Here is a 20,483-nt window from a genome sequence, read left to right on the forward strand (position 1 = left end):
TGCCTGTCATGACCGTGCACAAACCGGAAATCATCATCACCTATTGCACGCAATGCCAATGGCTGTTGCGTGCCGCCTGGCTCGCTCAGGAGCTGCTCAGCACCTTCGGTGATGACCTGGGCAAAGTGTCGCTGGTGCCCGGCACCGGTGGGGTGTTCCATATTTTTTGTGACGGCATGCAGCTCTGGGAACGTAAGGCCGATGGCGGCTTCCCTGAAGCCAAGGTGCTCAAGCAGCGGGTCCGCGATCAGATTGACCCGGACCGCGACCTGGGCCACAACGACCGCACTCAGTGAGACGCCGCTTCAGCCGCCACGGTTTTCTTGCTTGAACCACCGGACAGCCGGCTGGAAACCACGATCGCGACAATGATCAGCGCGCCGCCGATCAGCATCCGCAGCGTCGGATGTTCATTGAACAACAGCCAGGCCATGGTGATCCCGTAAACCGGCTCCAGGGCGAACACCACCGCCGCCGTGCGGGCCTTGATTACCGCCAGGCTGGCGACGAACAGACTGTGAGCGACGCCGGTGCAGAACACCCCTAGCAGGCCGATCCACAGCCAGTCGATACCACGCACTTCGCTCAACTGCGGTGCCGCGACAGGCAGCAGGCACAGCGCGACCACCACGTTTTGACACAGCGCGGCCTGTACCGGCGGGATGCGTCCGGAACTGGCCCGGTTGGTCAGCGACAGCAGGGCAAACAACAACCCGGAACCGACGGCCCAGAGCAGACCGGTGGTGGCGCCGCTCGCCAGATCGAAGTCAGGCGTGACCAACACCAACCCGACACTCACCAATACCACCAGCAGGATTTCATTGGCGCGAATCCGCTCGCGGAAGATCAGCCCTTCCAGGATCACGGTAAACGCCGGGAAACTGGCAAAACCCAAGGTCGCAATCGCCACGCCCGCCACCTTCACCGCAATAAAGAAGCTCACCCAATGCCCGGCCAGCAACAAGCCGCCGAGCAGCAGGCGGCGCCAATCCACGGCTTCAAGTTTCTGCCAACGGGTGTTGCTGGCCAAGCGCGCAAAAACCGCGAGTGCCAGCACCGCAAACGCGGCACGGCCAAAGACAATAACAGCAGGGGAGGCGGCGGCGAGTTTGCCGAACACACCGGTCAGGCCAAACATCAATGCGCCGATATGCAGGGCGCCAAGGGCGGTACGGGGAGTCATGGCAATCCTTGATCAATACAACCAACAGAGGTGCAGTCTAGAGCGCTGGCTGCGCACCTGTCTGTCGTCAGACTCGCCTCATTTGTCGCCAGCCTCGCGCCGCAGCTTACCGGGAGAGGCGCCAAACTCGCGCAACACCGCGGCGGCGAAGGCGCTCTGTGAGCTGTAGCCGACCCGACTGGCAATCTCGCCGATGGGCAATGGCGAATCCCGCAGTAATCCCACCGCAATATGCAGCCGCCGACTGCGGATGTAGTCCATCGGTGTCTGTCCACACTCGGCCACAAACCGTGCATGCAACCGGGCGCTGGACAACCCGGCGACACCGGCCAGGTCCGCCACTTGCAGCGGATGGGCGGCGTGCCGGTCGATGTGCGCATTCATCGCCGCATACGGCAGGCGTCGTCCACCCACGCTGGTCGGCTTCGCATTGTTGAGACTGGCCAATAACAGCACCGCGCCTTGTTGCGCGATCAATGGATCGTTGACCTGACTGCCCGCCAGCCAGCTGACTAATTGGCTTTGCCCGGCATCCAGCGGCAGGCGTCCGGCGTTGTCGAGCAGACGACGGCTGGCCTCGGCGTGTTCGCCCAGCGACTGTGAAACCCACTGATCGCTCGGCACATCCAGCACCAGGCAGCGGCTGCCGTTGCTGCTGCCACAGGCGTGATGAAAACCGGACGGCACTACCACGAAACTCTGCTGCACCACCTGACTGCCATGTCCGTCGACTTCGAAATCCAGCGCGCCCGACAGCCCGAATACCAGTTGGGCGTGGTCGTGGCTGTGGACGATCAGGTCGTGGGTGTACTGGCGTAGTGTGAGGATCGGGCGCATCACCGCTCTCCTGGGCAAGATGCGGCCAGTCTACACCGGCCCGTCGCTGTCACAGGAATGACTCACCGCTGTCATGGTCGATTAACCCGACCGGCGCAAGCTTGGAAAAACAATCGCAGAGGGTTGCCCATGACCAGCGCCGAGCTCGCCAAACCCAGTCGTAAGCAACGAGTGCGGACCTTGTGGATTTCCGATGTGCACCTGGGCACTCGAGACTGCCAGGCCGAGCACCTGTCGCAGTTTCTCAAGGGCTTTCACGCGGACAGGATTTACCTGGTCGGCGACATCATCGATGGCTGGAAACTGCGCGGCGGCATGTACTGGCCCCAAGCGCACACCAACGTCATTCGTCGTTTGCTCACCATGAGCAAGCGCGGCACCGAAGTGATCTACGTCACCGGCAATCACGACGAGTTCCTGCGTCGTTATTCGAAGCTGATCCTGGGCAACATCCAGTTGGTCGACGAAGCCGTGCACGTGACCGCCGATGGCCGTCATCTGTTGGTGATCCACGGCGATCAGTTCGATGTCATCACCCGCTATCACCGCTGGCTGGCGTTCCTCGGGGATTGGGCCTACGAATTTACCCTGACTCTCAACCGCTGGCTCAATCACTGGCGTGCCCGGTATGGCTACGGCTATTGGTCGTTGTCGGCGTACCTCAAGCACAAGGTAAAGACTGCGGTCAGCTTCATCAGCGACTTCGAGGAAGCCATCGCCCACGAATGCGTGAAACGCGGGTTGCATGGCGTGGTGTGCGGGCACATTCATCATGCCGAGATTCGCAAGGTGGGCGAGGTGGACTACCTCAATTGCGGGGATTGGGTGGAGTCGTGCACGGCGCTGATCGAGCATTGGGACGGGTCGATCGAGTTGTATCGGCTGGCGGATGCGCAGGCGCGGGAGGCGGAATTGAAGGCGCTGAAGGTTGCCGAGCCGGCATAGGCATGCCCTTTGTGGCGAGGGGGCTTGCCCCCGTTTGGGTGCGAAGCGGCCCTCAAAACCATTCGGCCGGTTACACCTGACAGACCCCATTCGTCGTTTTACGACGGCTTCGCCGCCGAACGGGGGCAGGCCCCTCACCACAGAATTCCGCTCGGTGTATCAGGCCGGCGAGTATTCTTCCATCGCCGCTTTGTAGATCGAGTTTTTCGGCTTCGCAAACAACCGTTCCATCATCGGTTCAAAGAAGCTCAGCGGCAGCGTGTCATACGCCGGGTCAAATGCCGCCGCATCATATTTGGCACAGAATTCGATGGTCGCCTGATACTGCGGATGCCCGCTGAATTGCTCGCGCAGGTGCCGGTCCATGCCCAGATGATGGAAGAAGTAATAGCCTTGGAAAATCCCGTGTTTCTCCACCATCCACAGGTTCTCGGCACTGACGAACGGCTTCAGAATCGCCGCGGCAATGTCCGGATGATTGTAGGAGCCCAAGGTGTCGCCGATGTCATGCAGCAACGCGCAGACCACATATTCCTCATCACGGCCATCGCGCCAGGCGCGGCTGGCGGTTTGCAGGGAGTGGGTCAGACGGTCCACCGGGAAGCCACCAAAATCGCCCTCCAGCAACTTCAGGTGCGCCACGATCCTTGAAGGCAATTGTCTCGCGTAGGCACTGAAGTCGGCGGCGATGATCGCCCAGTCTTCCTGCGTGCCATCCTTCATGTGGGTGAAGCGGGCGGTGGCATTCATCGACAATTCTCGTCTTGTTAACGGTGCTTAGAACGGTACGCGACCCAGAATCATGTCGCGGTACATGACAAAGTCGCCGACCAGGCTATAAAGAGGATGCTGGAAGGTCGCAGGCCGATTCTTCTCGAAAAAGAAATGCCCGGCCCAGGCGAAGCTGTAACCCGCCAGCGGCAGGGCCCACAACAGCAGCCACGCGCCTTTACCGATGGTCAAGGCGAGAATGAAGATGACCAGCGTCGTGCCGATGAAGTGCAGTCGTCGGCAAGTACTGTCACTGTGCTCGCTGAGGTAATACGGGTAGAACTCAGCAAAGCTGTTGAAACGTCTGATGTTTTCCACGACTGCGATCTCTGTGGTTATTGTTCTGATTGCAAGATGTGCTGCGGCTAGCTTATTTGAGTCTAGAGTGATCATTGGCATCAGCCAGTGACAATAGGCGCCACTTTAGTATCCTTCGAAAACCCGCCGCGTCAGACGGCTCACTGAACAGTAAGCAAACGCCATGAGCGAACGAACGACTTCTGCAAGCTGGGCGATGGGGATTGTCAAAGCACTGGAGATGGACGGCCTGGATTGCCGGGCACTGTTCAATCAGCTAGGGCTCGACTACGCAGCACTGGAGGATCCGGATGCGCGTTTTCCGCAAGATTCCATGACGCGACTGTGGCAGCGCGCGGTTGAGCTGTCCGGCAACCCGGCGATCGGCCTGAACATGGGAAAAGTGGTACGACCGGCGTCCTTCCATGTCGCCGGTTACGCCTTGATGTCCAGCCAGACCCTGGCCGAAGGCTTTCAGCGGCTGGTGCGCTATCAGCGGATCATTGCCGAAAGTGCCGACCTGAGTTTCCGACTGCTGGATGAAGGCTATGCGCTGATTTTGACGGTCCACGGCGATCACCTGCCGCCGACCCGGCAAAGTGCCGAGGCGTCACTGGCCTGTGCGCTGGCGTTGTGCGGCTGGTTGACCGGGCGAACCCTGCAACCGCGCAAGGTGCTGATACAGGGCGATCAACCGGTCGACCTCGAACCCTATAAACAAGCCTTTCATGCGCCGTTGCTGTTCAACGCACCTTACGACGCATTGATCTTCGAGCGTGCCGACATGGAGGCGCCGCTGCCGACCGCGAACGAGGCGATGGCGTTGTTGCACGACCGGTTTGCCGGCGAGTACCTGGCGCGGTTTTCCGAGAGCCGCGTGACGCACAAGGCGCGGCAAGTGTTGTGCCGTTTGCTGCCCCAGGGCGAACCCAAGCGCGAAACCGTGGCGCAGACGCTGCACCTGTCGCAACGCACCTTGCAGCGACGCTTGCAGGAAGAGGGCACCAGTTTCCAGGCCTTGCTCGATGACACCCGGCGCGAATTGGCCGAGCAATACCTGGCCCAGCCGACCATGACCCTGCTGGAAATTGCCTACCTGCTGGGGTTCGCCGACCCGAGCAATTTCTTCCGCGCATTCCGCCGCTGGTTCGATGCCACACCCGGCGAGTACCGGGCGCACATGACCGAAGCGGCGGCGCAGGTCAGTGGCGCCAGAACGCAGGAATGCACAGAACAAACACCGTAATGATCTCCAGTCGGCCCAGCAGCATGCCGAACGACAGAATCCACTTGGCGGCATCCGGCAAGGTCGCAAAGTTACCTGATGGCCCAATGGTCGGCCCCAACCCCGGCCCGACACCGGATACGGTACTGGCCGCACCGGTCAGGGCGGTCATCCAGTCCACACCGAGTAGTGAGAGCAGCAACGCGATGACGCAGATGGTGATGGCGAAGAAGAACGAAAAGGTCAGGATCGAACGTACGATTTCTTCGTCGAGTCGGTGACCGTTGTACTTCTGCTTGATCACCGCGCGCGGGTGAATCAGTTGGTTAAGGTTGGCCTTGAGCAGGATATAGGCGACCTGGAAGCGGAATATCTTGATCCCGCCGGCCGTCGAGCCAGAGCAGCCACCGACAAAGCCCAGGTAAAAGAACAGCATCAGTGAGAAATTGCCCCACAGGCTGTAATCACCCAACGCAAAACCGGTGGTCGTGACCACCGACGTCACGTTAAACGCCACATGCCGCAAGGCGTCGAGCCAATGCAGTTGGGTGGTCCACCAGTACCAGGTGCCGAGCACCAGCCAGGTCACCAGCAACATACCGAGCAACCCTTGAACCTGTTGATCCCTGATCAATGCCCGACGATTGCCGCGCAAGGTTGCTACGTACAGGGTGAAGGGCAGGCTGCCGAGAATCATGATGACAATCGCCACCCAGTGCACCGCCGGTTGCGCCCATTTGGCCAGCGACTGGTCCGAGGTGGAGAAACCGCCGGTGGAGATCGCTGACATCGCGTGGTTGATTGCATCGAACAGGCTCATCCCGGCCCACCACAGCGCCAGGCTGCCGACAATGGTGATGCCGACGTATGCGGCCACGATCAAGCGCGCCACCATGTGCGAACGGGGCATGACCTTTTCGGAACGGTCCGAGGACTCGGTCTGAAACAGGCGCATGCCCCCGATACGCAGCAGCGGCAGAATCGCCACGGCCATGCCGATGAAACCGATGCCGCCGAGCCAGTGCAGCAGCGAACGCCAGATCAGGATACCGGGGGACATGGCGTCGAGGCCGCTGAGGACCGTCGAACCGGTGGCAGTGATGCCGGACATGCTTTCAAAGATCGCGTCGGTGAAACTGACGTGTTGAGCCAGCATGAAAGGCAGCGAGGCGAAGAGGCAGACCACCAGCCAACTGCTGACGGTCAACAGGTACATGTCCCGTGGACGCAGATGGATGTGTTCGGGACGACCGGGGATAACCATCGCCAGGCCGGCGAGAAAGGTGATCATGCTCGCCCAGAGGAACGAGGGCAGCTCGTGGGTGCGGTCGAAAATCACCAGGGTCGCCATGGGCACAACCATGGCGATGGCCAGCGTGATCAGGAAGATGCCGATGATAAAACCAATGATCCGTAAAGTCGGCAACGCCATGAAATCCGCTCGGGCTGATGTGGGAGTGGGCGCCATTCTACCTGCGGGGCAGGGCATGTAAACCGACGCCGCTTGCGCACTTGCAGCTAGAATAGCCAAACATTTTTTCAGGAGGTGGCCGATGCAGGCTCTCGACGCTTTGCTCAACCGTGTTTCCGTTCCACGACTGCTTGACCCGGCACCGACTGCCGCGCAACGCGAAGTGCTGTTTGGCGCCGCCATGCGTGCGCCGGACCATGGCCATTTGCAGCCTTGGCGCTTCTTGACCGTCGAGGGCGCAGCGCGCGAGCAAATGGGCGAGCTGCTGGCCGAAGCGGCGAAGCTGCAAGACAACGAGGTGTCGGAAGCGGCACTGGACAAGGCGCGCAACGGCCCGCTGCGTGCGCCATTGGTGGTGGTGGTGATTGCGCGGTTGCAGGATCACGTCAAGTATCCGAAATCCGAGCAACTGTTGGCGGCGGGGTGCGCGGCGCACGGGATTTTGCTGGCGGCGTATGCACAAGGGATTGGTGCGGTATGGCGCACCGGTGAACTGGCCTATTCGGCACATGTGGCCAAAGGGCTTGGGCTGGCGGAAGGGGAAGAGGTGATCGCGTTCCTATACCTCGGCACACCGCAGAAAGAACCGCGCGTGGCCGACACAGTCGACCTCGCTGAATTCGTCAGTGCTTGGCCTGCCAAGGCCTGAAGATCAACAGTGCTTTTACGGTTGAACGACCGCTCCCGGCACCAACGGCAATTCCAGGCTGGCCACGAACCCGCCCTGCGGGTGATTGGCCAGCACCAGACTCCCGCCATGGCGTTCCGCCGCACGGCGAGCAATTGCCAGGCCCAGACCATGCCCGGCCGCGGTTTGCCCCGGGGCTCGATAAAACGGCTCACCCAACTGATTCAAATGCTCGGCGTTCACGCCCGGCCCGTGGTCACGCACGCTGACCACAATGCGTTCACCCTGGCGCACCGCCTGCATTTCAATCGACTGCCCCACCGGATTAAAGCGCTGGGCGTTGCGCAGCAGATTGTCGACGGCGCGCTCGATCATCGTCGGCCAGCCCTTGAGGTTCAGTTGCGGCTCTGCCTGAAGACGGACGTTCTGTTCCGGTGAACCCAGTTGCGCGTCCTTTTGCAGCGTTTGGAGCAACGCGTTGAGGTCGACCTCTTCGGCACTGGCGTTGTCGGCATCGACCCGCGCCAGCACGAGGATTTCGCTGATCAACGCTTCCAGGCGGTCGCATTCGCGAGTCAGGCGCGGCCAGAGTTTTTCCCGTTCTTCAGGGTTGGCCCGTTCCGCCAAAGCCAACGCAATACGCAGTCGGGCGAGCGGGGAGCGCAGCTCATGCGACACATCGCGCAGCAACTGCCGCTGGCTGCCGATCAAGCTTTGCAGGCGTGAGCCCATGCGGTTGAAGTCGTTGGCCAGCACGCCGAACTCGTCGCGTCGGTTGGCCAGTTTCACCAGGCTGTTCTGCTGATACGTGGTTTGACCCAGGTCATGCACGGCACCGCGCAAACGGCTGAGCGGGCGAGTGATCGACAGGGTGACGAACAGGCTGAACAAAGTCAGCACCACCAACGCGATGCCCAGTGCACTCAACGGCCACAACAGGCTTTCGCGGTGCCAGGAATCCAGTTCCGGGTGCGGGATGCGATAGATCAGAAGGTAGGTGTCACCGGTTTTTTCGCTGGTGTATTCCGCGGTCAAACGACGCCATGGCAGACGCCGGTCGTCGTTGTTCTGCCGGGCCTCGAAAGCGGCTGCGCGACGTGGGAAGGTCCCACGGACGACCGGGTCGCCGCTTTCGTTCAACACCTGAACGTCAATGTGATATTGACGTTTGCGCTGTTCCAGAATGTCCTGGGCGGCTTCTTCACCCTGGGATTCGTAAGTTTGCGTCCACTCTTGCGCCAGGGTATTGAGGCCCGGATGGCGGCTGAGGATCCACGCATCCTGGTTGAGCATATGCCCGAGCAGAATGGACAGCCCTGCTACCAGAGCGATGGCTAACCAGAAACTGGCCAGGATACGCCAGAATAATGAACGCACAGAAAATCCTCAAGCTGACGCAAATCCCGGTGGGAGCGGGCTTGCTGTGGTGAAAGGGCTTGCCCCCGTCGGGTCGCGCAGCAACCCCCAAAAATCTCGATAATGTTCGAAGATGTTGGGAGTGCTTTGCACTCCAACGGGGCGGTGCGGCGGTCCGACAAGCCCCCTCGCCACAGTTCGCTCCCACACTGAAACTGGGTGGTATTAGACCCAACGGGGCTGGCCGCTGGGTCCGGGGTCAGCGCATTATTGCGCTTTTTGCGGTTGTTGCGCTTTCCACGCCTTGAACTCGGCCCACTCGGCGCGACGCTCAGCCTGCTTTTTCTGGATTTCGTCAAATTTCTTCTGTTGATCCGGTTTCAGCACGGCGCGTACATCGGCTTCGACTTTCTGATGCTGGGCGGTCATTTCGTCTTTCAGGGCTTTCTGGTCGGCTGGCGAGAGTTTCTCCAGGTACTTGTCGACCAGTTGCTTACGCTCGTGCATTTGCTCGCCCATGATCTTGCGGATCTGTTCGCGCTGTTCGCGGCTCAAGTCCAGCTGGCTGTACGGGCCTTTACCGTGCATGCCATGCATCTGACCGCCGTGGCGCGAGCCGTCCATCGGCCCACCCATCGGGCCGGTGCCCTCGGGCATGGCCATGGCAACGGTCGGCAAAGCGGCGGCGAACATCAGAGCGATAAGAGTCTTGCGCATGGTGAATCTCCTTGTCTCGTTCCCGGTACGTTCCGGATGAGTACAGATTACGGAGATCAAGGTCAGCGGCGGTCAGCGGAGCGTAAAGCTTGGGTAAAGACGGTTTGTCGCCGACCTGACACTTGCACCACCTTTGGACACACATGGCCCGTGTAGCCGCTGTCGAGCCTGCGAGGCTGCGTTCGCCGGGGCTCGACAGCGGCTACAGGGAATCGCGTTCGGGATTAGAGGCTGTAGTAGTAACCGCGGCTGCGCAGCGCAACGATGCGCGGACGGCCATCGGGGTGCGGGCCGATTTTCTTGCGCAGGTTGCTGACGTGCATGTCCAGGCTGCGGTCGTACAGGGTCAGCTTGCGGCCGAGGGCGATCTGCGCCAGTTCCTGTTTGTCCAGCGGCTCGCCGGGTTGCTTGAGCAGGGCTTCAAGCAGACGGCTTTCGGAGACAGTGAGGGTGAATTCCTGTTCATCGATGCTGACCACGCCGCGCACCGGGCTGAAACACAGATCGCCCAATTCCAGCTGGCTGGACACCGCGGCCGGATGGCTGCGACGCAACACCGCGCGCAAGCGGGCTGTCAGTTCCCGTGGGTCGCAGGGTTTGGCCAGGTAATCGTCAGCGCCCAGTTCCAGGCCAAGGATGCGGTCCAGCGGCTCGCCGCGTGCTGACAACATCAGCACCGGCAAATCCGGGTGATCGTTGCGCAATTGCTTGAGCAGCTCCAGACCGCTGCCGTCGGGCAGCATCACGTCCAGCACCACGGCGGCGGGAGAGGTTTCGGCCAACGCGCGGCGGGCACTCTGGCCGTCGTGGCAAGCCCGGACCTGAAAGCCTTCCTGGCTCAACCAACTGCTCAGGAGCTCGCACAGCTCCTGGTCATCATCAATTAGTAACAGCTCGCTCATGAATCACTCAATTTAGCCATTGCCGACGTTTTCTGGTGGCACCACTGGCGAAGATACCGCAGAGCAGGGCCAATAGCGCTACTCCGCCGCCGATAACAAACCATTGCTGCTGATCAGTCAGCAGACGTGGCAACGGGCTACTGGCCTGCACTTCCTTGAGTTGCAGCTTGAGGCGCTGATTCTCTTGGCGCAACCGGCTCAGTTGAGCGCTTTCGCGTTCGGCATCGGTATTTTGCAGTTGCTTGTTCAATTCTTCCCGTTGCTGCTCGCTGACCTTCAAGCGTTGCTGCAACTCGCTAATCTGGCTGCCGGCGCTCAGGGACAGCGGCGTCGAATTACCGCCCTCAGCGCCTTCTTCACCGTGGGCCGGGGCCATGATCGACAACGTCACCAACAACAGACACAACGGACCCTTGCGCATCGCGACTCCTGATTCCAATCGAGTGATTGGGCAGGTTGTCGGCAGGCAAACGAGAATAATGAGCGTTGAGAGCGCGATGAACCGACAAGGTTCACCGCGCGGGGGGCATATGAGGGGAAAAGTTACGGCAGGACTTGCTTGAATGGCTTGACCGAAACGTTGGCGTAGACGCCTGCGGCGATATACGGATCAGCGTCGGCCCAGGCCTGTGCGGCACTGAGGGAATCGAATTCGGCGACGATCAGGCTGCCGGTGAAGCCCGCAGCGCCCGGATCATTGCTGTCGACCGCCGGGTGCGGACCGGCCAATACGATGCGGCCTTCGCCCTTGAGCACCTGCAAGCGTTCAAGGTGGGCAGGGCGCGCGGCCAGTCGGGCTTCCAGCGAGTTGGCGACGTCTGTGGCAACGATTGCGTAAAGCATGTCAGTCCTCGGTTTTTGGCGTAGTGGTATCGGCGTCGTGCAGGTGGCGGGACAAGTAAATGCCTTGGCCAACCAGGAACAGCAGCGTCATGCCCAGGCTGCCGAAGACTTTGAAGTCGACCCAGTAGTCCTGAAAGGTGAACGCGACGAACAGGTTGGCGGCACCGCAAAACAGGAAGAAGGCGATCCAGGCAATGTTCAGGCGCGTCCAGACGGGCTCCGGCAGAGTCAGCGCATGACCCATAATTCGCTTGATCAGCAGGCTGTCACCGACGAAGTGGCTGCCAATGAATGCCAGGGCAAACAACCAGTTCACCACCGGCGCTTTCCACTTCAAGAAGGTTTCGCTGTGGAACGCCAGGGTCAGGCTACCGAAGACCAGGCAGGCAATGAGGGTCAGCCACTGGCTTTTCTCAAGCTTGCGCTGCTTGATGAACAGCGTGCCGTAAACCACCAGCGAACTGATGATCAACATTGCGGTGGCGCTGTAGATTCCGCCTACAGTGAACTCAAGACCGCCGATGTCGACGACCCTTGGGTCTAGTTTGAAGACGATGAAAAACAGCAAGAGCGGGATGAAATCGATGAATTGTTTCACAGTGGCAGCCAGAAGCAGGATGTGGCGGCATAATAACAAACATATGGGCGCGCGATAGCGCCAGCTGATTTGAGGTAACAAAGTCCCGTGAATGTTGATTTGCACTGCCATAGCACGGCCTCCGATGGCGCCCTGGCGCCTGCGGTACTGGTTGCGCGTGCGTTCGAGAAAGGCGTGCGAGTCCTGGCCTTGACCGATCACGACACCCTTGAGGGCCTCGATGAGGCCCGCACAGCCGCGACGACGCTGGGGATGCAACTGGTCAATGGCATCGAATTGTCCTGCACCTGGGGCGGCGCGACCATTCACGTTTTGGGTTATGGATTTGACGTCACGGCGCCGCCGTTGGTCGAGGCGATAGCAAAATTGCACGAAGGCCGTTGGCTACGGTCCGAAGAAATAAGCCGCAAGCTGGCGTTGAAGGGCATGCCGGGGGCGCTGGAAGGTGCCCGTGCCGTGCAGCAGGAACTGGGCGACAGCGGCAACGCGCCGGCCCGTCCGCACTTCGCCGACTGGATGGTGCGTGAAGGGTTTGTAAAGGATCGTGCCGAAGCCTTCCGCAAATGGCTGGGCGCCGGCAAGCTGGGCGACGTCAAGCAACACTGGCCGACCCTGGAAGAGACCGTCGAAACCCTGCGCGCGGCGAAAGCCTGGGTCAGCCTGGCGCACCCATGGCACTACGATTTCACTCGCAGCAAGCGTCGCCGCCTGATTTCTGACTATATTCAAGCCGGGGGCCACGCGATTGAAGTGGTCAATGGCCATCAGCCCGCCGAACAAGTGGGCAGCCTGGCTATTCTTGCTCGTGAGTTCGGTCTGCTGGTCAGCGCCGGCAGTGATTTTCATGGCCCTGGAGGCTGGTCCGAGATCGGCGAATACCGTCCGCTCCCGGAGGATCTGCCACCACTGTGGTGTCGATTCAAACATGACCCAATTATTGCCGCCGTCTGAACAGGTAGAGAATGTGAGTCAATTTTTCCAGATTCATCCGGAAAACCCGCAAGCGCGCCTGATCAAGCAGGCAGTCGAGATCATTCGCAGCGGCGGGGTGGTGATTTATCCCACAGACTCGTCCTACGCCATTGGTTGCCAGATCGGCGACAAGAATGCCGTAGAGCGCGTGCGTCGTTTGCGTGGGCTGGATGACAAACACAATTTCGCGCTGATTTGCAGCGACCTCTCGCAGTTGGGGCTGTTCGCCAAGATAGACACTGGCACGTTCCGCCTGCTCAAGGCGCACCTGCCAGGGCCGTACACCTTTATTCTCAACGCCACCCGCGAAGTCCCGCGGCTGTTGCTGCACCCGAAAAAGCGCACGATAGGCCTGCGAGTGCCGAGCCATCCAATTGCGTTGGCTTTGCTGGAACAGTTGGGTGAGCCGCTGATGAGCGTGACCCTGATCATGCCCGGTGACACCGATCCGCTGAGCGATCCCCATGAAATGCGCCAGTTGCTTGAGCATCAGGTCGACCTGATCATCGACGGCGGTCACGGCGGGATCAAGGCGTCCACGGTGATCAACCTCGCCGACGGCGAGCCGGAAGTGATCCGTGTCGGTTGCGGCGACCCTTCGCCGTTCATGGCCGAGGCGTAGATGTCGGCAGTAGAACCCGCAGTTGACAGTCAGGCCGGCGCCCAGCAAGAGCTGCCCTTCGCGATGGTGTATGGCCAGGCGGTGCTGGAAATGCCGCTGGACCTGTACATCCCGCCGGATGCGCTCGAGGTCTTTCTCGAAGCCTTTGAAGGCCCGCTCGACCTGCTGCTGTACCTGATCCGCAAACAGAACATCAACATCCTCGACATCCCGGTGGCGGAAATCACTCGCCAGTACATGGGCTATGTCGAGTTGATGCAGTCGGTGCGCCTGGAACTGGCCGCCGAGTACCTGGTGATGGCCGCAATGCTGGCCGAGATCAAGTCGCGGATGCTGTTGCCCCGCGCCGAAACCATCGAAGACGAAGAAGACGACCCGCGCGCCGAGCTGATCCGCCGCTTGCAGGAATACGAGCGCTTCAAGGCGGCCGCCGAAGGCATCGATGGCCTGAGCCGTGTCGGCCGTGACGTGGTGGTGCCCAAGCTGGATGCACCGGAAGCCCGGGCGCGAAAACTGTTGCCGGATGTGCGCCTGTCGGAGTTGCTGTTGTCCATGGCCGAGGTCCTGCGCCGTGGCGACATGTTCGAAAGCCACCAGGTCAGCCGCGAGGCACTGTCTACCCGCGAACGCATGAGCGATGTGCTGGACCGGCTCAAGGGCGGCGGTTTTGTGCCCTTTGTCGAGCTGTTCACCGCAGAAGAGGGGCGATTGGGGGTGGTGGTGACCTTTATGGCGATCCTCGAACTGGTCAAGGAATCCTTGGTCGAGCTGGTGCAGAATGAGCCGTTCGCAGCGATCCACGTGCGGGCCCGAGCCGAATAACGAGTTGAATCATGAACCTGACTGAACCCCGCGAGCTGGCGCCACTGCTTGAAGCCTTTCTGTTGGCCTCGGGAAAACCGCAATCGCTTGAGCGCCTGTTCGAACTCTTCGAAGAGGGCGAACGGCCGGAGCCGCCGGTTTTCAAGAAAGCGCTGACGATCCTCGCCAAGTCCTGCGACGGTCGTGCCTTCGAGCTGAAGGAAGTCGCCTCCGGCTACCGCCTGCAAATTCGCGAAAAGTTTTCGCCATGGGTCGGGCGTTTGTGGGAAGAACGGCCGCAGCGTTATTCCCGCGCCATGCTCGAGACTATCGCGCTGATCGCCTATCGCCAGCCGATCACCCGGGGCGAGATCGAAGACGTGCGGGGCGTGGCGGTCAACAGTCAGATCGTCAAAACGCTGATGGAGCGTGAGTGGATCCGTATCGTCGGCTACCGCGATGTGCCCGGCAAACCGGCGATGTTCGCGACTACCAAGGCGTTTCTCGATCACTTCAACCTGAAAAACCTCGACGATCTGCCGCCGTTGGCCGAACTGCGCGAGCTGGAACCGGACCCGGTACTCGATTTCGACGACGCGCCCGTGCCTGCCAGCCTGCAGGAATTGGCGGATGCCAGTGCCGAGCCGGAAGAACCCAAGGAAGAAACCAGTTTCCACACGTTGCTGCTGGAGCTGGACACCATGGAGGAGGGGCTCAAGACCGACTTCGATGATTTGTTGCGCGATGGCGAGATGACCGCGGTTGAGCCTGTCATCAATAGTGAACGTCTGGCCGAGCCTGAAGCCACAGTTGAAGACGAGCCGGAACCGGAGGACGATATTCTGGGCGTCGCCGAAGCTCGCGAAAAACTCCTGGCTGCCGTTGCCGCCCTCGAACAACCGAAATCCGAGCCTGAGCCCGAGCCCGAATTGAGCGATGAAGAAGCCGAAGCCCGGGCGCTGGCCGAAGCCATCGAAGCCGAACGCCGCGAGTTCGACGACTGACCTGGGTTTTGTAGACGCTATCGATGCAGGAGTGGACTGGATTATTTGATGAGCTCAACCAAAGACCCCTGCATCAACATCTGCAAATTCACCGACGACATCTGCCTCGGCTGCGGCCGCAGCAAGCGTGAAATCAGGGCCTGGAAGAAACTCGACAAGCTCGACAAACGCACCGTTCTCACCGAAGCATCGCTCAGGTTGATCAAACTCGGCGCCACCGGCCGGCGGAAAAACAGGTAACTCTGCGTTCATCAACTACTCTTTGATGCGAAAACGCTCGCATGGGCGTATGATTCGCGACCCTTCGGCGATCCCTTCGCCAAGAGCACAGATTTACATCGCTTCAGGCAACGCCTGAACAGACCACACCGGGAGGTGCCCAGATGAGTATCAACGACCAGAAAGACGACCAGGAAATCGGCCCAGCAGGCGAAAAACTGCAAAAAGTCCTCGCCCGTATCGGCGTCGGCTCGCGCCGTGACGTAGAAGCCTGGATCAGCCACGGCCGCATCAAGGTCAATGGCAAAGACGCCACGCTCGGTCAGCGTGTCGACATGCATGACGCCATCACCATCGATGGCCGCGTGATCAAGCGCGAAGAAGCCGCCGAGTCGGTACGCCGCGTGATCATGTACAACAAGCCCGACGGTGAAATCTGCACCCGCCTCGACCCGGAAGGCCGTCCGACCGTATTCGACAAGATGCCAAAACCGAAAGAAGGTCGCTGGATCAACATCGGCCGTCTGGACATCAACACCACTGGCTTGCTGATGTTTACCACCGACGGTGAGCTGGCTAACCGCCTGATGCACCCTTCCTACGAAATGGACCGTGAATACGCGGTACGTGTACGTGGCGAAGTCGATGACGAGATGATCGAGCGCCTGAAAGCGGGCGTCGTCCTTGAGGACGGCCCGGCCAAGTTCACCGACATCAAGCAAGCGCCAGGTGGCGAAGGTTTCAACCACTGGTACCACTGCGTGGTGATGGAAGGTCGTAACCGCGAAGTTCGTCGCTTGTGGGAATCCCAGGGTCTGGTGGTCAGCCGTCTGAAGCGCGTGCGTTTCGGTCCGGTGTTCCTCAACTCCGACCTGCCGATGGGCCGCTGGCGCGAAATGAGCCAGTACGAAGTCGACATTCTGAGCGCTGAAGTCGGCCTGACGCCGGTCGCCATGCCGCAGATGAATGCGAAGAGCAAAGACAAGCTTGACCGTATGCAGCGTAAATCGTCGCGTCCGATGGGCAAGACCGAACGCGTGCGCACCTTGCGTCCAGCGGCCGGTGCACAGCCAACGGTTGCTCCGCGTGATAGCCGTGAGCCGCATTTCGAAGGCGAGCGTCCAGCTCGCAAGCCAGCAGCCCCTCGTGCTGATGGCGAGCGCGCTCCACGCACACCACGTCCGGCCAATGGTCGCACCGAGCGCGGCGAAGGCCGTGGTGCGCCAAGCGGCGGTCGCAGTGATCGCGGTGCTCCGGCAGGTCGTAGTGAGTCGGGTCGCGGTACGCCAGTGGCCGACCGTCCTGCCGATACCAAGCGCCCGGCCAAGCCAGCGCCGAAGAAACGCCCGGGCATCGTCCTGGTCGACAAGGACGCGCCATCGGGCAAGCGTCGCGGCGCGCCAGCCGGTTCGGGCCAGCGTCCGGGCTTTGGTCGTCGCAAGCCTGAGTAATCGGTAAGCGCCCCAAAAAAACGCCATCCCTCGGGATGGCGTTTTTTTTGGTCTAACTTAAGTGATGTGGTGGGTATTCTGGCCTCTTCGCGAGCAGGCCCGCTCCCACATTTGATCGCATTTCTCCAAGCCCACTCGGTCACCTGTGGGAGCGGGCTTGCTCGCGAAGGCGTCAGCCGCAACACCGCAGAAGCTGAGGCTAGAACACAAACCGCCCATCAAAAACCGGCTCATCATCCAGCGCCAACACGCCACTGGAGAAGATCAAATCCAGATGATGGCTACCCTTGGCGCCACCGCCCAATCCAAGGTGCAGTCCGCAATGGCGCTCCTCGAACCCGGCATTGCGCGAATACAAGGTTTTCACCCCCTCATTGGTGCCAATCCCCAGTTCCTCAATCCTTCGATTCGACGGATTGGCCTCCAGGTATTTATTGAAGTCATGTTCCAGCCCCGGCACCTCGGTGGCGATTTTGCGGATGGTCGAGTTCTCGATCCATAACTCCAGCGGTGATTCCAATACTCCATATTTGCGGGCAAATGGAATCGTACCGAGAAAAGTACCCATGAACTTCACCCGCCCATTAATCGCTTCGCTGTGCGTGGCGATTTCACCGGGTGCCAGATCAAAGTTGCCGACGCCATTGATGGCCGTCCACTTTTTAATGCTGTTCAGCGGAGCGTCAAACCAGGAGCCATGTTCATCTTTGAAACTTAACGTTGTGGCCTGGGAGAGGCGCTGGATCAAGTGACTGTTCAACCCGGCAATGCGTTGCGGGGTGACACTGAAGGTGTCGTAGAAGTAATCGCCGTAATCCTTGAACAGCAGGGATTTCTTCCAGTTCTCGGCCATCACGGCCTGCAATGCGCGGACAAACTCAGGGCCTTCGGGGCGTGGGTTGGGCAGGGTGGAAGCGTCGTAGAAGAAAATGTAGAGATCACTGTCGGCAATGGCCTGGGCCAGCGAAGCCGTGGGTTCCAGATCAAGGCGTAGCGTGTTGAAACGGAACGGTTGGCGGCCACTGGCGTGTTCTGCAATGGCGGCGGTCAGCGCTTCGTAATCGGCAGTGTGGCCAAGCAAGACTTTCGCCGGGTTGATTCCGGCAAGGGCCGGGTGCTGTTCGAGGTAGTAGAGAAAATGCGTAATGGCGCGATACTTGTCCATGCTGTCCTCCGTGACAATCCGGGAAAAGAGGCAGGCACAACCGGCCGGATTGCGCCTGCCGGGAGGTCTTACAGAGGCCACATCGCCGTGCCGAACGGCACTACCGCATCGGCTTGCATCATTTCTACGGCGGCTTCATGGGTGGGTGCTTCAAACCAATCGTCCAGTTGCAGGTCAGTTTCCAAGTCTTTATCCAGTGCTTGCATGTGAAACTCCTTAATGACTTTTTGAGTAGAAACAACTTGCCAGTCGATGCGGCTAGGCAAGTCGCTGAAAACCTAGTTGAGGGACTTTTATAATGCAAACAAATAATCAAATAAGATTTTCACTGAACTGTCCGGTTTGTTTTTTTAATGATTATTTATTAATAGAAAACAAAAACTAACTCGGCTTTTTCCTTAGGAAGCTTCCTATCGTCAATTTGCAGTCGTCCTGCAGATAAATCCGACCCGGAAAATAATCGTTACGCCCTGTAAAGAAATACTGACGAAACGGCGCCTGAAATAGCATGGGTTGACGCTCACGGAATGGGTGTAAGGAAAACCTGCCGAAATCAATCCGCTCAACCGTCGCCCAAGGCTCTGGCCTGCTTGTTTCAGCGGCGCAGGAAGTGTCAGATGCGCCCCATGCCTGTCGTGCAGGTGCATAACAAGAAGGAGGCGCAATGTACGCCGTGATTAAAACCCATCTCTCCCCGTGGGGCGATTTTTCAATCGTTCCCGTCGATGGCCCGCAAGGGTCTGACTCTCTATTTGCAGCCGCCCGGGACACCCGGGGCGGACACAGGCAATCCCGGCTTACAACACGCTGATCCAGCGGGTCTGGCAGCAGGGGGTTAGCGGTGTACAATGCGCCGCGTTTTACCTGTGACCTCCTGCGCAAATGCGCAAACCTCAAGGCTATCCGCCTTGTTCACTCCGCCACGCCACGAGTGTGCCGGGTTCGATTTCGTCACAGATAAAAACAAACAGGTGACGCATGAACGTTGTAACGATGCAGAACGTGAGACCCTTTTCATGAGTGGACAAAACTCGCAGTCAGGCGAGCTGAAGCGCGGCCTGAAAAATCGCCACATTCAATTGATCGCCCTCGGTGGCGCGATCGGTACCGGTTTGTTCCTCGGCTCGGCCGGGGTCCTGAAATCCGCGGGCCCGTCGATGATCCTCGGGTACGCCATCTGCGGCTTCATCGCGTTCATGATCATGCGACAGCTCGGCGAAATGATCGTTGAAGAGCCCGTCGCCGGTTCCTTCAGCCACTTCGCGCACAAATACTGGGGCGGTTTCGCCGGCTTCCTGTCGGGCTGGAACTGCTGGATCCTGTACATCCTGGTGGGCATGTCGGAGCTGACCGCCGTCGGCAAGTACATCCACTACTGGGCGCCGGACATCCCGACCTGGGTCTCCGCTGCCGGCTTCTTCGTCCTGATCAACCTGATCAACCTGGCCAACGTCAAAGTCTTTGGCGAGGCCGAATTCTGGTTCGCGATCATCAAGGTCGTGGCCATCGTCGGCATGATTGCCCTGGGCAGCTACTTGCTGGTCAGCGGCAACGGCGGCCCGCAAGCGTCGGTCAGCAACCTGTGGTCACACGGTGGTTTCTTCCCGAACGGCGTCAGCGGTCTGGTGATGGCCATGGCGATCATCATGTTCTCCTTTGGCGGCCTGGAAATGCTCGGTTTCACCGCAGCAGAGGCCGACAAGCCGAAAACCGTGATCCCGAAAGCCATCAATCAGGTGATCTACCGGATCCTGATTTTCTACATCGGCGCGCTGGTCATTCTATTGTCGCTGACGCCATGGGACAGTCTGCTGGCGACCCTCAATGCGTCCGGTGATTCCTATAGCGGCAGCCCGTTCGTGCAAGTGTTCTCGATGCTGGGCAGCAACACCGCCGCGCACATCCTCAACTTCGTGGTACTGACCGCGGCGTTGTCGGTGTACAACAGCGGCACCTACTGCAACAGCCGTATGCTGCTGGGCATGGCCGAGCAGGGCGATGCGCCCAAGGCCCTGTCGAAGATCGACAAGCGCGGCGTGCCGGTGCGTTCGATCCTCGCTTCGGCGGCGGTGACGCTGATTGCGGTGCTGTTGAACTACCTGATCCCGCAAAATGCGCTGGAACTGTTGATGTCGCTGGTGGTGGCGACCCTGGTGATCAACTGGGCGATGATCAGCTTCTCGCACTTCAAGTTCCGCCAGCACATGAACAAGACCAAACAAACGCCGCTGTTCAAGGCGCTGTGGTACCCCTACGGGAACTACATCTGCCTGGCGTTCGTGGTGTTCATCCTGTGCGTGATGCTGCTGATTCCAGGGATTCAGATCTCGGTGTACGCGATTCCGGTGTGGGTTGTGTTTATGTGGATCTGCTACGGCATCAAGAACAAGCGCGGTGCGCAGCATGCGTTGCAGGCTTCAGTAAAGTAACGCGGCACGCAAAAACAACAAACCCGGCCACTGTGTCGGGTTTTTTG

Annotated in this window: 24 protein-coding genes; 11 read left to right on the top strand and 13 right to left on the bottom strand. The window is 59.8% G+C overall.

From position 1 onward, the window contains the following. Positions 1–8 precede the first annotated feature (8 nt). A complete protein-coding gene (locus NL116_RS08155) occupies positions 9–296 on the top strand; it encodes an Rdx family protein (protein ID WP_494376743.1) in 288 nt (95 codons plus the stop codon). Here the strand turns inward: NL116_RS08155 and NL116_RS08160 are convergent. Together NL116_RS08160 and NL116_RS08165 are read right to left on the bottom strand one after the other, a co-directional pair. Then, a complete protein-coding gene (locus NL116_RS08160) occupies positions 290–1,183 on the bottom strand; it encodes a DMT family transporter (protein ID WP_494376744.1) in 894 nt (297 codons plus the stop codon). The two genes, NL116_RS08155 and NL116_RS08160, sit on opposite strands and share 7 nt — an antisense overlap. A 78-nt stretch (positions 1,184–1,261) precedes the next feature. Then, positions 1,262–2,020 (bottom strand): helix-turn-helix transcriptional regulator, encoded by a 759-nt coding sequence (locus NL116_RS08165; RefSeq protein WP_494376745.1) that lies wholly within the window; start codon positions 2,018–2,020, stop codon positions 1,262–1,264. Positions 2,021–2,149: 129 nt separating this feature from the next. Between NL116_RS08165 and NL116_RS08170 the strand changes: the two genes are divergently transcribed. Beyond that, a complete protein-coding gene (locus tag NL116_RS08170) occupies positions 2,150–2,965 on the top strand; it encodes a UDP-2,3-diacylglucosamine diphosphatase (RefSeq protein WP_494376746.1) in 816 nt (271 codons plus the stop codon). A 159-nt stretch (positions 2,966–3,124) separates the two neighbouring features. On the opposite strand, the gene NL116_RS08175 is transcribed toward NL116_RS08170, so the two are convergent. Next, a complete protein-coding gene (locus NL116_RS08175; protein WP_494376747.1) occupies positions 3,125–3,715 on the bottom strand; it encodes an HD domain-containing protein in 591 nt (196 codons plus the stop codon). 27 nt (positions 3,716–3,742) lie between these two features. Next, a complete protein-coding gene (locus NL116_RS08180; protein ID WP_494376748.1) occupies positions 3,743–4,054 on the bottom strand; it encodes an Mpo1-like protein in 312 nt (103 codons plus the stop codon). Between the two features lie 163 nt (positions 4,055–4,217). On the opposite strand from NL116_RS08180, the gene NL116_RS08185 reads away from it, so the two are divergent. Beyond that, a complete protein-coding gene (locus tag NL116_RS08185; protein WP_494376749.1) occupies positions 4,218–5,279 on the top strand; it encodes an AraC family transcriptional regulator in 1,062 nt (353 codons plus the stop codon). Here the strand turns inward: NL116_RS08185 and NL116_RS08190 are convergent. Beyond that, positions 5,236–6,690, bottom strand: coding sequence for a TrkH family potassium uptake protein (locus tag NL116_RS08190; protein WP_494376750.1), 1,455 nt, complete (start codon positions 6,688–6,690; stop codon positions 5,236–5,238). The two genes, NL116_RS08185 and NL116_RS08190, sit on opposite strands and share 44 nt — an antisense overlap. Positions 6,691–6,811: 121 nt before the next feature. Here NL116_RS08190 and NL116_RS08195 point away from each other — a divergent pair, with 121 nt between their 5' ends. After that, positions 6,812–7,378, top strand: coding sequence for a nitroreductase family protein (locus NL116_RS08195; protein ID WP_494376751.1), 567 nt, complete (start codon positions 6,812–6,814; stop codon positions 7,376–7,378). Positions 7,379–7,393: 15 nt separating this feature from the next. Here NL116_RS08195 and NL116_RS08200 read toward each other — a convergent pair whose 3' ends face one another. The 6 genes from NL116_RS08200 to NL116_RS08225 all read right to left on the bottom strand — a co-directional run bounded on the left by NL116_RS08200 (position 7,394) and on the right by NL116_RS08225 (position 11,773). Further along, positions 7,394–8,734: a sensor histidine kinase gene (locus NL116_RS08200; protein ID WP_494376752.1), complete on the bottom strand. Its 1,341-nt coding sequence runs from the start codon at positions 8,732–8,734 to the stop codon at positions 7,394–7,396. A gap of 246 nt (positions 8,735–8,980) precedes the next feature. Further along, complete coding sequence (locus NL116_RS08205; RefSeq protein WP_494376753.1) at positions 8,981–9,430, bottom strand: Spy/CpxP family protein refolding chaperone; 450 nt, start codon at positions 9,428–9,430, stop codon at positions 8,981–8,983. 224 nt (positions 9,431–9,654) lie between these two features. After that, positions 9,655–10,332 (bottom strand): response regulator transcription factor, encoded by a 678-nt coding sequence (locus tag NL116_RS08210; RefSeq protein WP_129442122.1) that lies wholly within the window; start codon positions 10,330–10,332, stop codon positions 9,655–9,657. Between the two features lie 7 nt (positions 10,333–10,339). Then, a complete protein-coding gene (locus tag NL116_RS08215; protein WP_483840722.1) occupies positions 10,340–10,753 on the bottom strand; it encodes an SH3 domain-containing protein in 414 nt (137 codons plus the stop codon). A gap of 122 nt (positions 10,754–10,875) precedes the next feature. Beyond that, positions 10,876–11,175: a YciI family protein gene (locus tag NL116_RS08220; RefSeq protein WP_494376754.1), complete on the bottom strand. Its 300-nt coding sequence runs from the start codon at positions 11,173–11,175 to the stop codon at positions 10,876–10,878. 1 nt (position 11,176) lies between these two features. Continuing rightward, positions 11,177–11,773, bottom strand: coding sequence for a septation protein A (locus NL116_RS08225; RefSeq protein WP_494376755.1), 597 nt, complete (start codon positions 11,771–11,773; stop codon positions 11,177–11,179). A gap of 87 nt (positions 11,774–11,860) precedes the next feature. Here NL116_RS08225 and NL116_RS08230 point away from each other — a divergent pair, with 87 nt between their 5' ends. The 6 genes from NL116_RS08230 to rluB all read left to right on the top strand — a co-directional run bounded on the left by NL116_RS08230 (position 11,861) and on the right by rluB (position 16,842). Further along, positions 11,861–12,724, top strand: coding sequence for a PHP domain-containing protein (locus NL116_RS08230; RefSeq protein ID WP_494376756.1), 864 nt, complete (start codon positions 11,861–11,863; stop codon positions 12,722–12,724). A gap of 13 nt (positions 12,725–12,737) precedes the next feature. Beyond that, on the top strand, positions 12,738–13,367 hold the full coding sequence (locus NL116_RS08235; RefSeq protein WP_494376757.1) for an L-threonylcarbamoyladenylate synthase: 630 nt from the start codon (positions 12,738–12,740) through the stop codon (positions 13,365–13,367). Next, positions 13,368–14,189 (top strand): segregation and condensation protein A, encoded by an 822-nt coding sequence (locus NL116_RS08240; RefSeq protein WP_494376758.1) that lies wholly within the window; start codon positions 13,368–13,370, stop codon positions 14,187–14,189. It abuts the gene before it with no gap. A gap of 11 nt (positions 14,190–14,200) precedes the next feature. After that, positions 14,201–15,172 carry an SMC-Scp complex subunit ScpB gene (gene scpB, locus NL116_RS08245; protein WP_494376759.1) on the top strand — a complete coding sequence of 324 codons (972 nt, stop codon included), beginning with the start codon at positions 14,201–14,203 and terminating at the stop codon, positions 15,170–15,172. Between the two features lie 48 nt (positions 15,173–15,220). Next, the gene (locus tag NL116_RS08250) at positions 15,221–15,412 is read left to right on the top strand and encodes a DUF1289 domain-containing protein (RefSeq protein ID WP_494376760.1); all 192 of its coding nucleotides are present in this window, start codon (positions 15,221–15,223) and stop codon (positions 15,410–15,412) included. Positions 15,413–15,555: 143 nt separating this feature from the next. Then, positions 15,556–16,842, top strand: coding sequence for a 23S rRNA pseudouridine(2605) synthase RluB (gene rluB / locus NL116_RS08255; protein WP_494376761.1), 1,287 nt, complete (start codon positions 15,556–15,558; stop codon positions 16,840–16,842). A 199-nt stretch (positions 16,843–17,041) separates the two neighbouring features. Here rluB and NL116_RS08260 read toward each other — a convergent pair whose 3' ends face one another. Then, entirely contained in the window at positions 17,042–18,007 is a 966-nt protein-coding gene (locus NL116_RS08260; RefSeq protein ID WP_494376762.1) for a M29 family metallopeptidase, read from the bottom strand. A gap of 68 nt (positions 18,008–18,075) precedes the next feature. Beyond that, complete coding sequence (locus NL116_RS08265) at positions 18,076–18,213, bottom strand: hypothetical protein (RefSeq protein ID WP_494376763.1); 138 nt, start codon at positions 18,211–18,213, stop codon at positions 18,076–18,078. An 810-nt stretch (positions 18,214–19,023) separates the two neighbouring features. Between NL116_RS08265 and NL116_RS08270 the strand changes: the two genes are divergently transcribed. After that, the gene (locus NL116_RS08270; protein ID WP_494376764.1) at positions 19,024–20,436 is read left to right on the top strand and encodes an amino acid permease; all 1,413 of its coding nucleotides are present in this window, start codon (positions 19,024–19,026) and stop codon (positions 20,434–20,436) included. Positions 20,437–20,483: the final 47 nt, after the last annotated feature.

It is taken from the genome of Pseudomonas sp. FBCC-B1667 (assembly GCF_059133255.1).

Bases quoted from the DNA above. Each gene is read 5' to 3' on its own strand.
- NL116_RS08160 (WP_494376744.1), bottom strand. From the start codon at position 1,183: ATGACTCCCCGTACCGCCCTTGGCGCCCTGCATATCGGCGCATTGATG.
- NL116_RS08250 (WP_494376760.1), top strand. From the start codon at position 15,221: ATGAGCTCAACCAAAGACCCCTGCATCAACATCTGCAAATTCACCGAC.
- NL116_RS08165 (WP_494376745.1), bottom strand. From the start codon at position 2,020: ATGCGCCCGATCCTCACACTACGCCAGTACACCCACGACCTGATCGTC.
- NL116_RS08155 (WP_494376743.1), top strand. From the start codon at position 9: ATGACCGTGCACAAACCGGAAATCATCATCACCTATTGCACGCAATGC.
- NL116_RS08240 (WP_494376758.1), top strand. From the start codon at position 13,368: ATGTCGGCAGTAGAACCCGCAGTTGACAGTCAGGCCGGCGCCCAGCAA.
- NL116_RS08190 (WP_494376750.1), bottom strand. From the start codon at position 6,690: ATGGCGTTGCCGACTTTACGGATCATTGGTTTTATCATCGGCATCTTC.
- NL116_RS08205 (WP_494376753.1), bottom strand. From the start codon at position 9,430: ATGCGCAAGACTCTTATCGCTCTGATGTTCGCCGCCGCTTTGCCGACC.
- NL116_RS08175 (WP_494376747.1), bottom strand. From the start codon at position 3,715: ATGAATGCCACCGCCCGCTTCACCCACATGAAGGATGGCACGCAGGAA.
- NL116_RS08260 (WP_494376762.1), bottom strand. From the start codon at position 18,007: ATGGACAAGTATCGCGCCATTACGCATTTTCTCTACTACCTCGAACAG.
- NL116_RS08185 (WP_494376749.1), top strand. From the start codon at position 4,218: ATGAGCGAACGAACGACTTCTGCAAGCTGGGCGATGGGGATTGTCAAA.
- scpB (WP_494376759.1), top strand. From the start codon at position 14,201: ATGAACCTGACTGAACCCCGCGAGCTGGCGCCACTGCTTGAAGCCTTT.
- rluB (WP_494376761.1), top strand. From the start codon at position 15,556: ATGAGTATCAACGACCAGAAAGACGACCAGGAAATCGGCCCAGCAGGC.
- NL116_RS08215 (WP_483840722.1), bottom strand. From the start codon at position 10,753: ATGCGCAAGGGTCCGTTGTGTCTGTTGTTGGTGACGTTGTCGATCATG.
- NL116_RS08195 (WP_494376751.1), top strand. From the start codon at position 6,812: ATGCAGGCTCTCGACGCTTTGCTCAACCGTGTTTCCGTTCCACGACTG.
- NL116_RS08265 (WP_494376763.1), bottom strand. From the start codon at position 18,213: ATGCAAGCACTGGATAAAGACTTGGAAACTGACCTGCAACTGGACGAT.
- NL116_RS08270 (WP_494376764.1), top strand. From the start codon at position 19,024: ATGAGTGGACAAAACTCGCAGTCAGGCGAGCTGAAGCGCGGCCTGAAA.
- NL116_RS08170 (WP_494376746.1), top strand. From the start codon at position 2,150: ATGACCAGCGCCGAGCTCGCCAAACCCAGTCGTAAGCAACGAGTGCGG.
- NL116_RS08210 (WP_129442122.1), bottom strand. From the start codon at position 10,332: ATGAGCGAGCTGTTACTAATTGATGATGACCAGGAGCTGTGCGAGCTC.
- NL116_RS08220 (WP_494376754.1), bottom strand. From the start codon at position 11,175: ATGCTTTACGCAATCGTTGCCACAGACGTCGCCAACTCGCTGGAAGCC.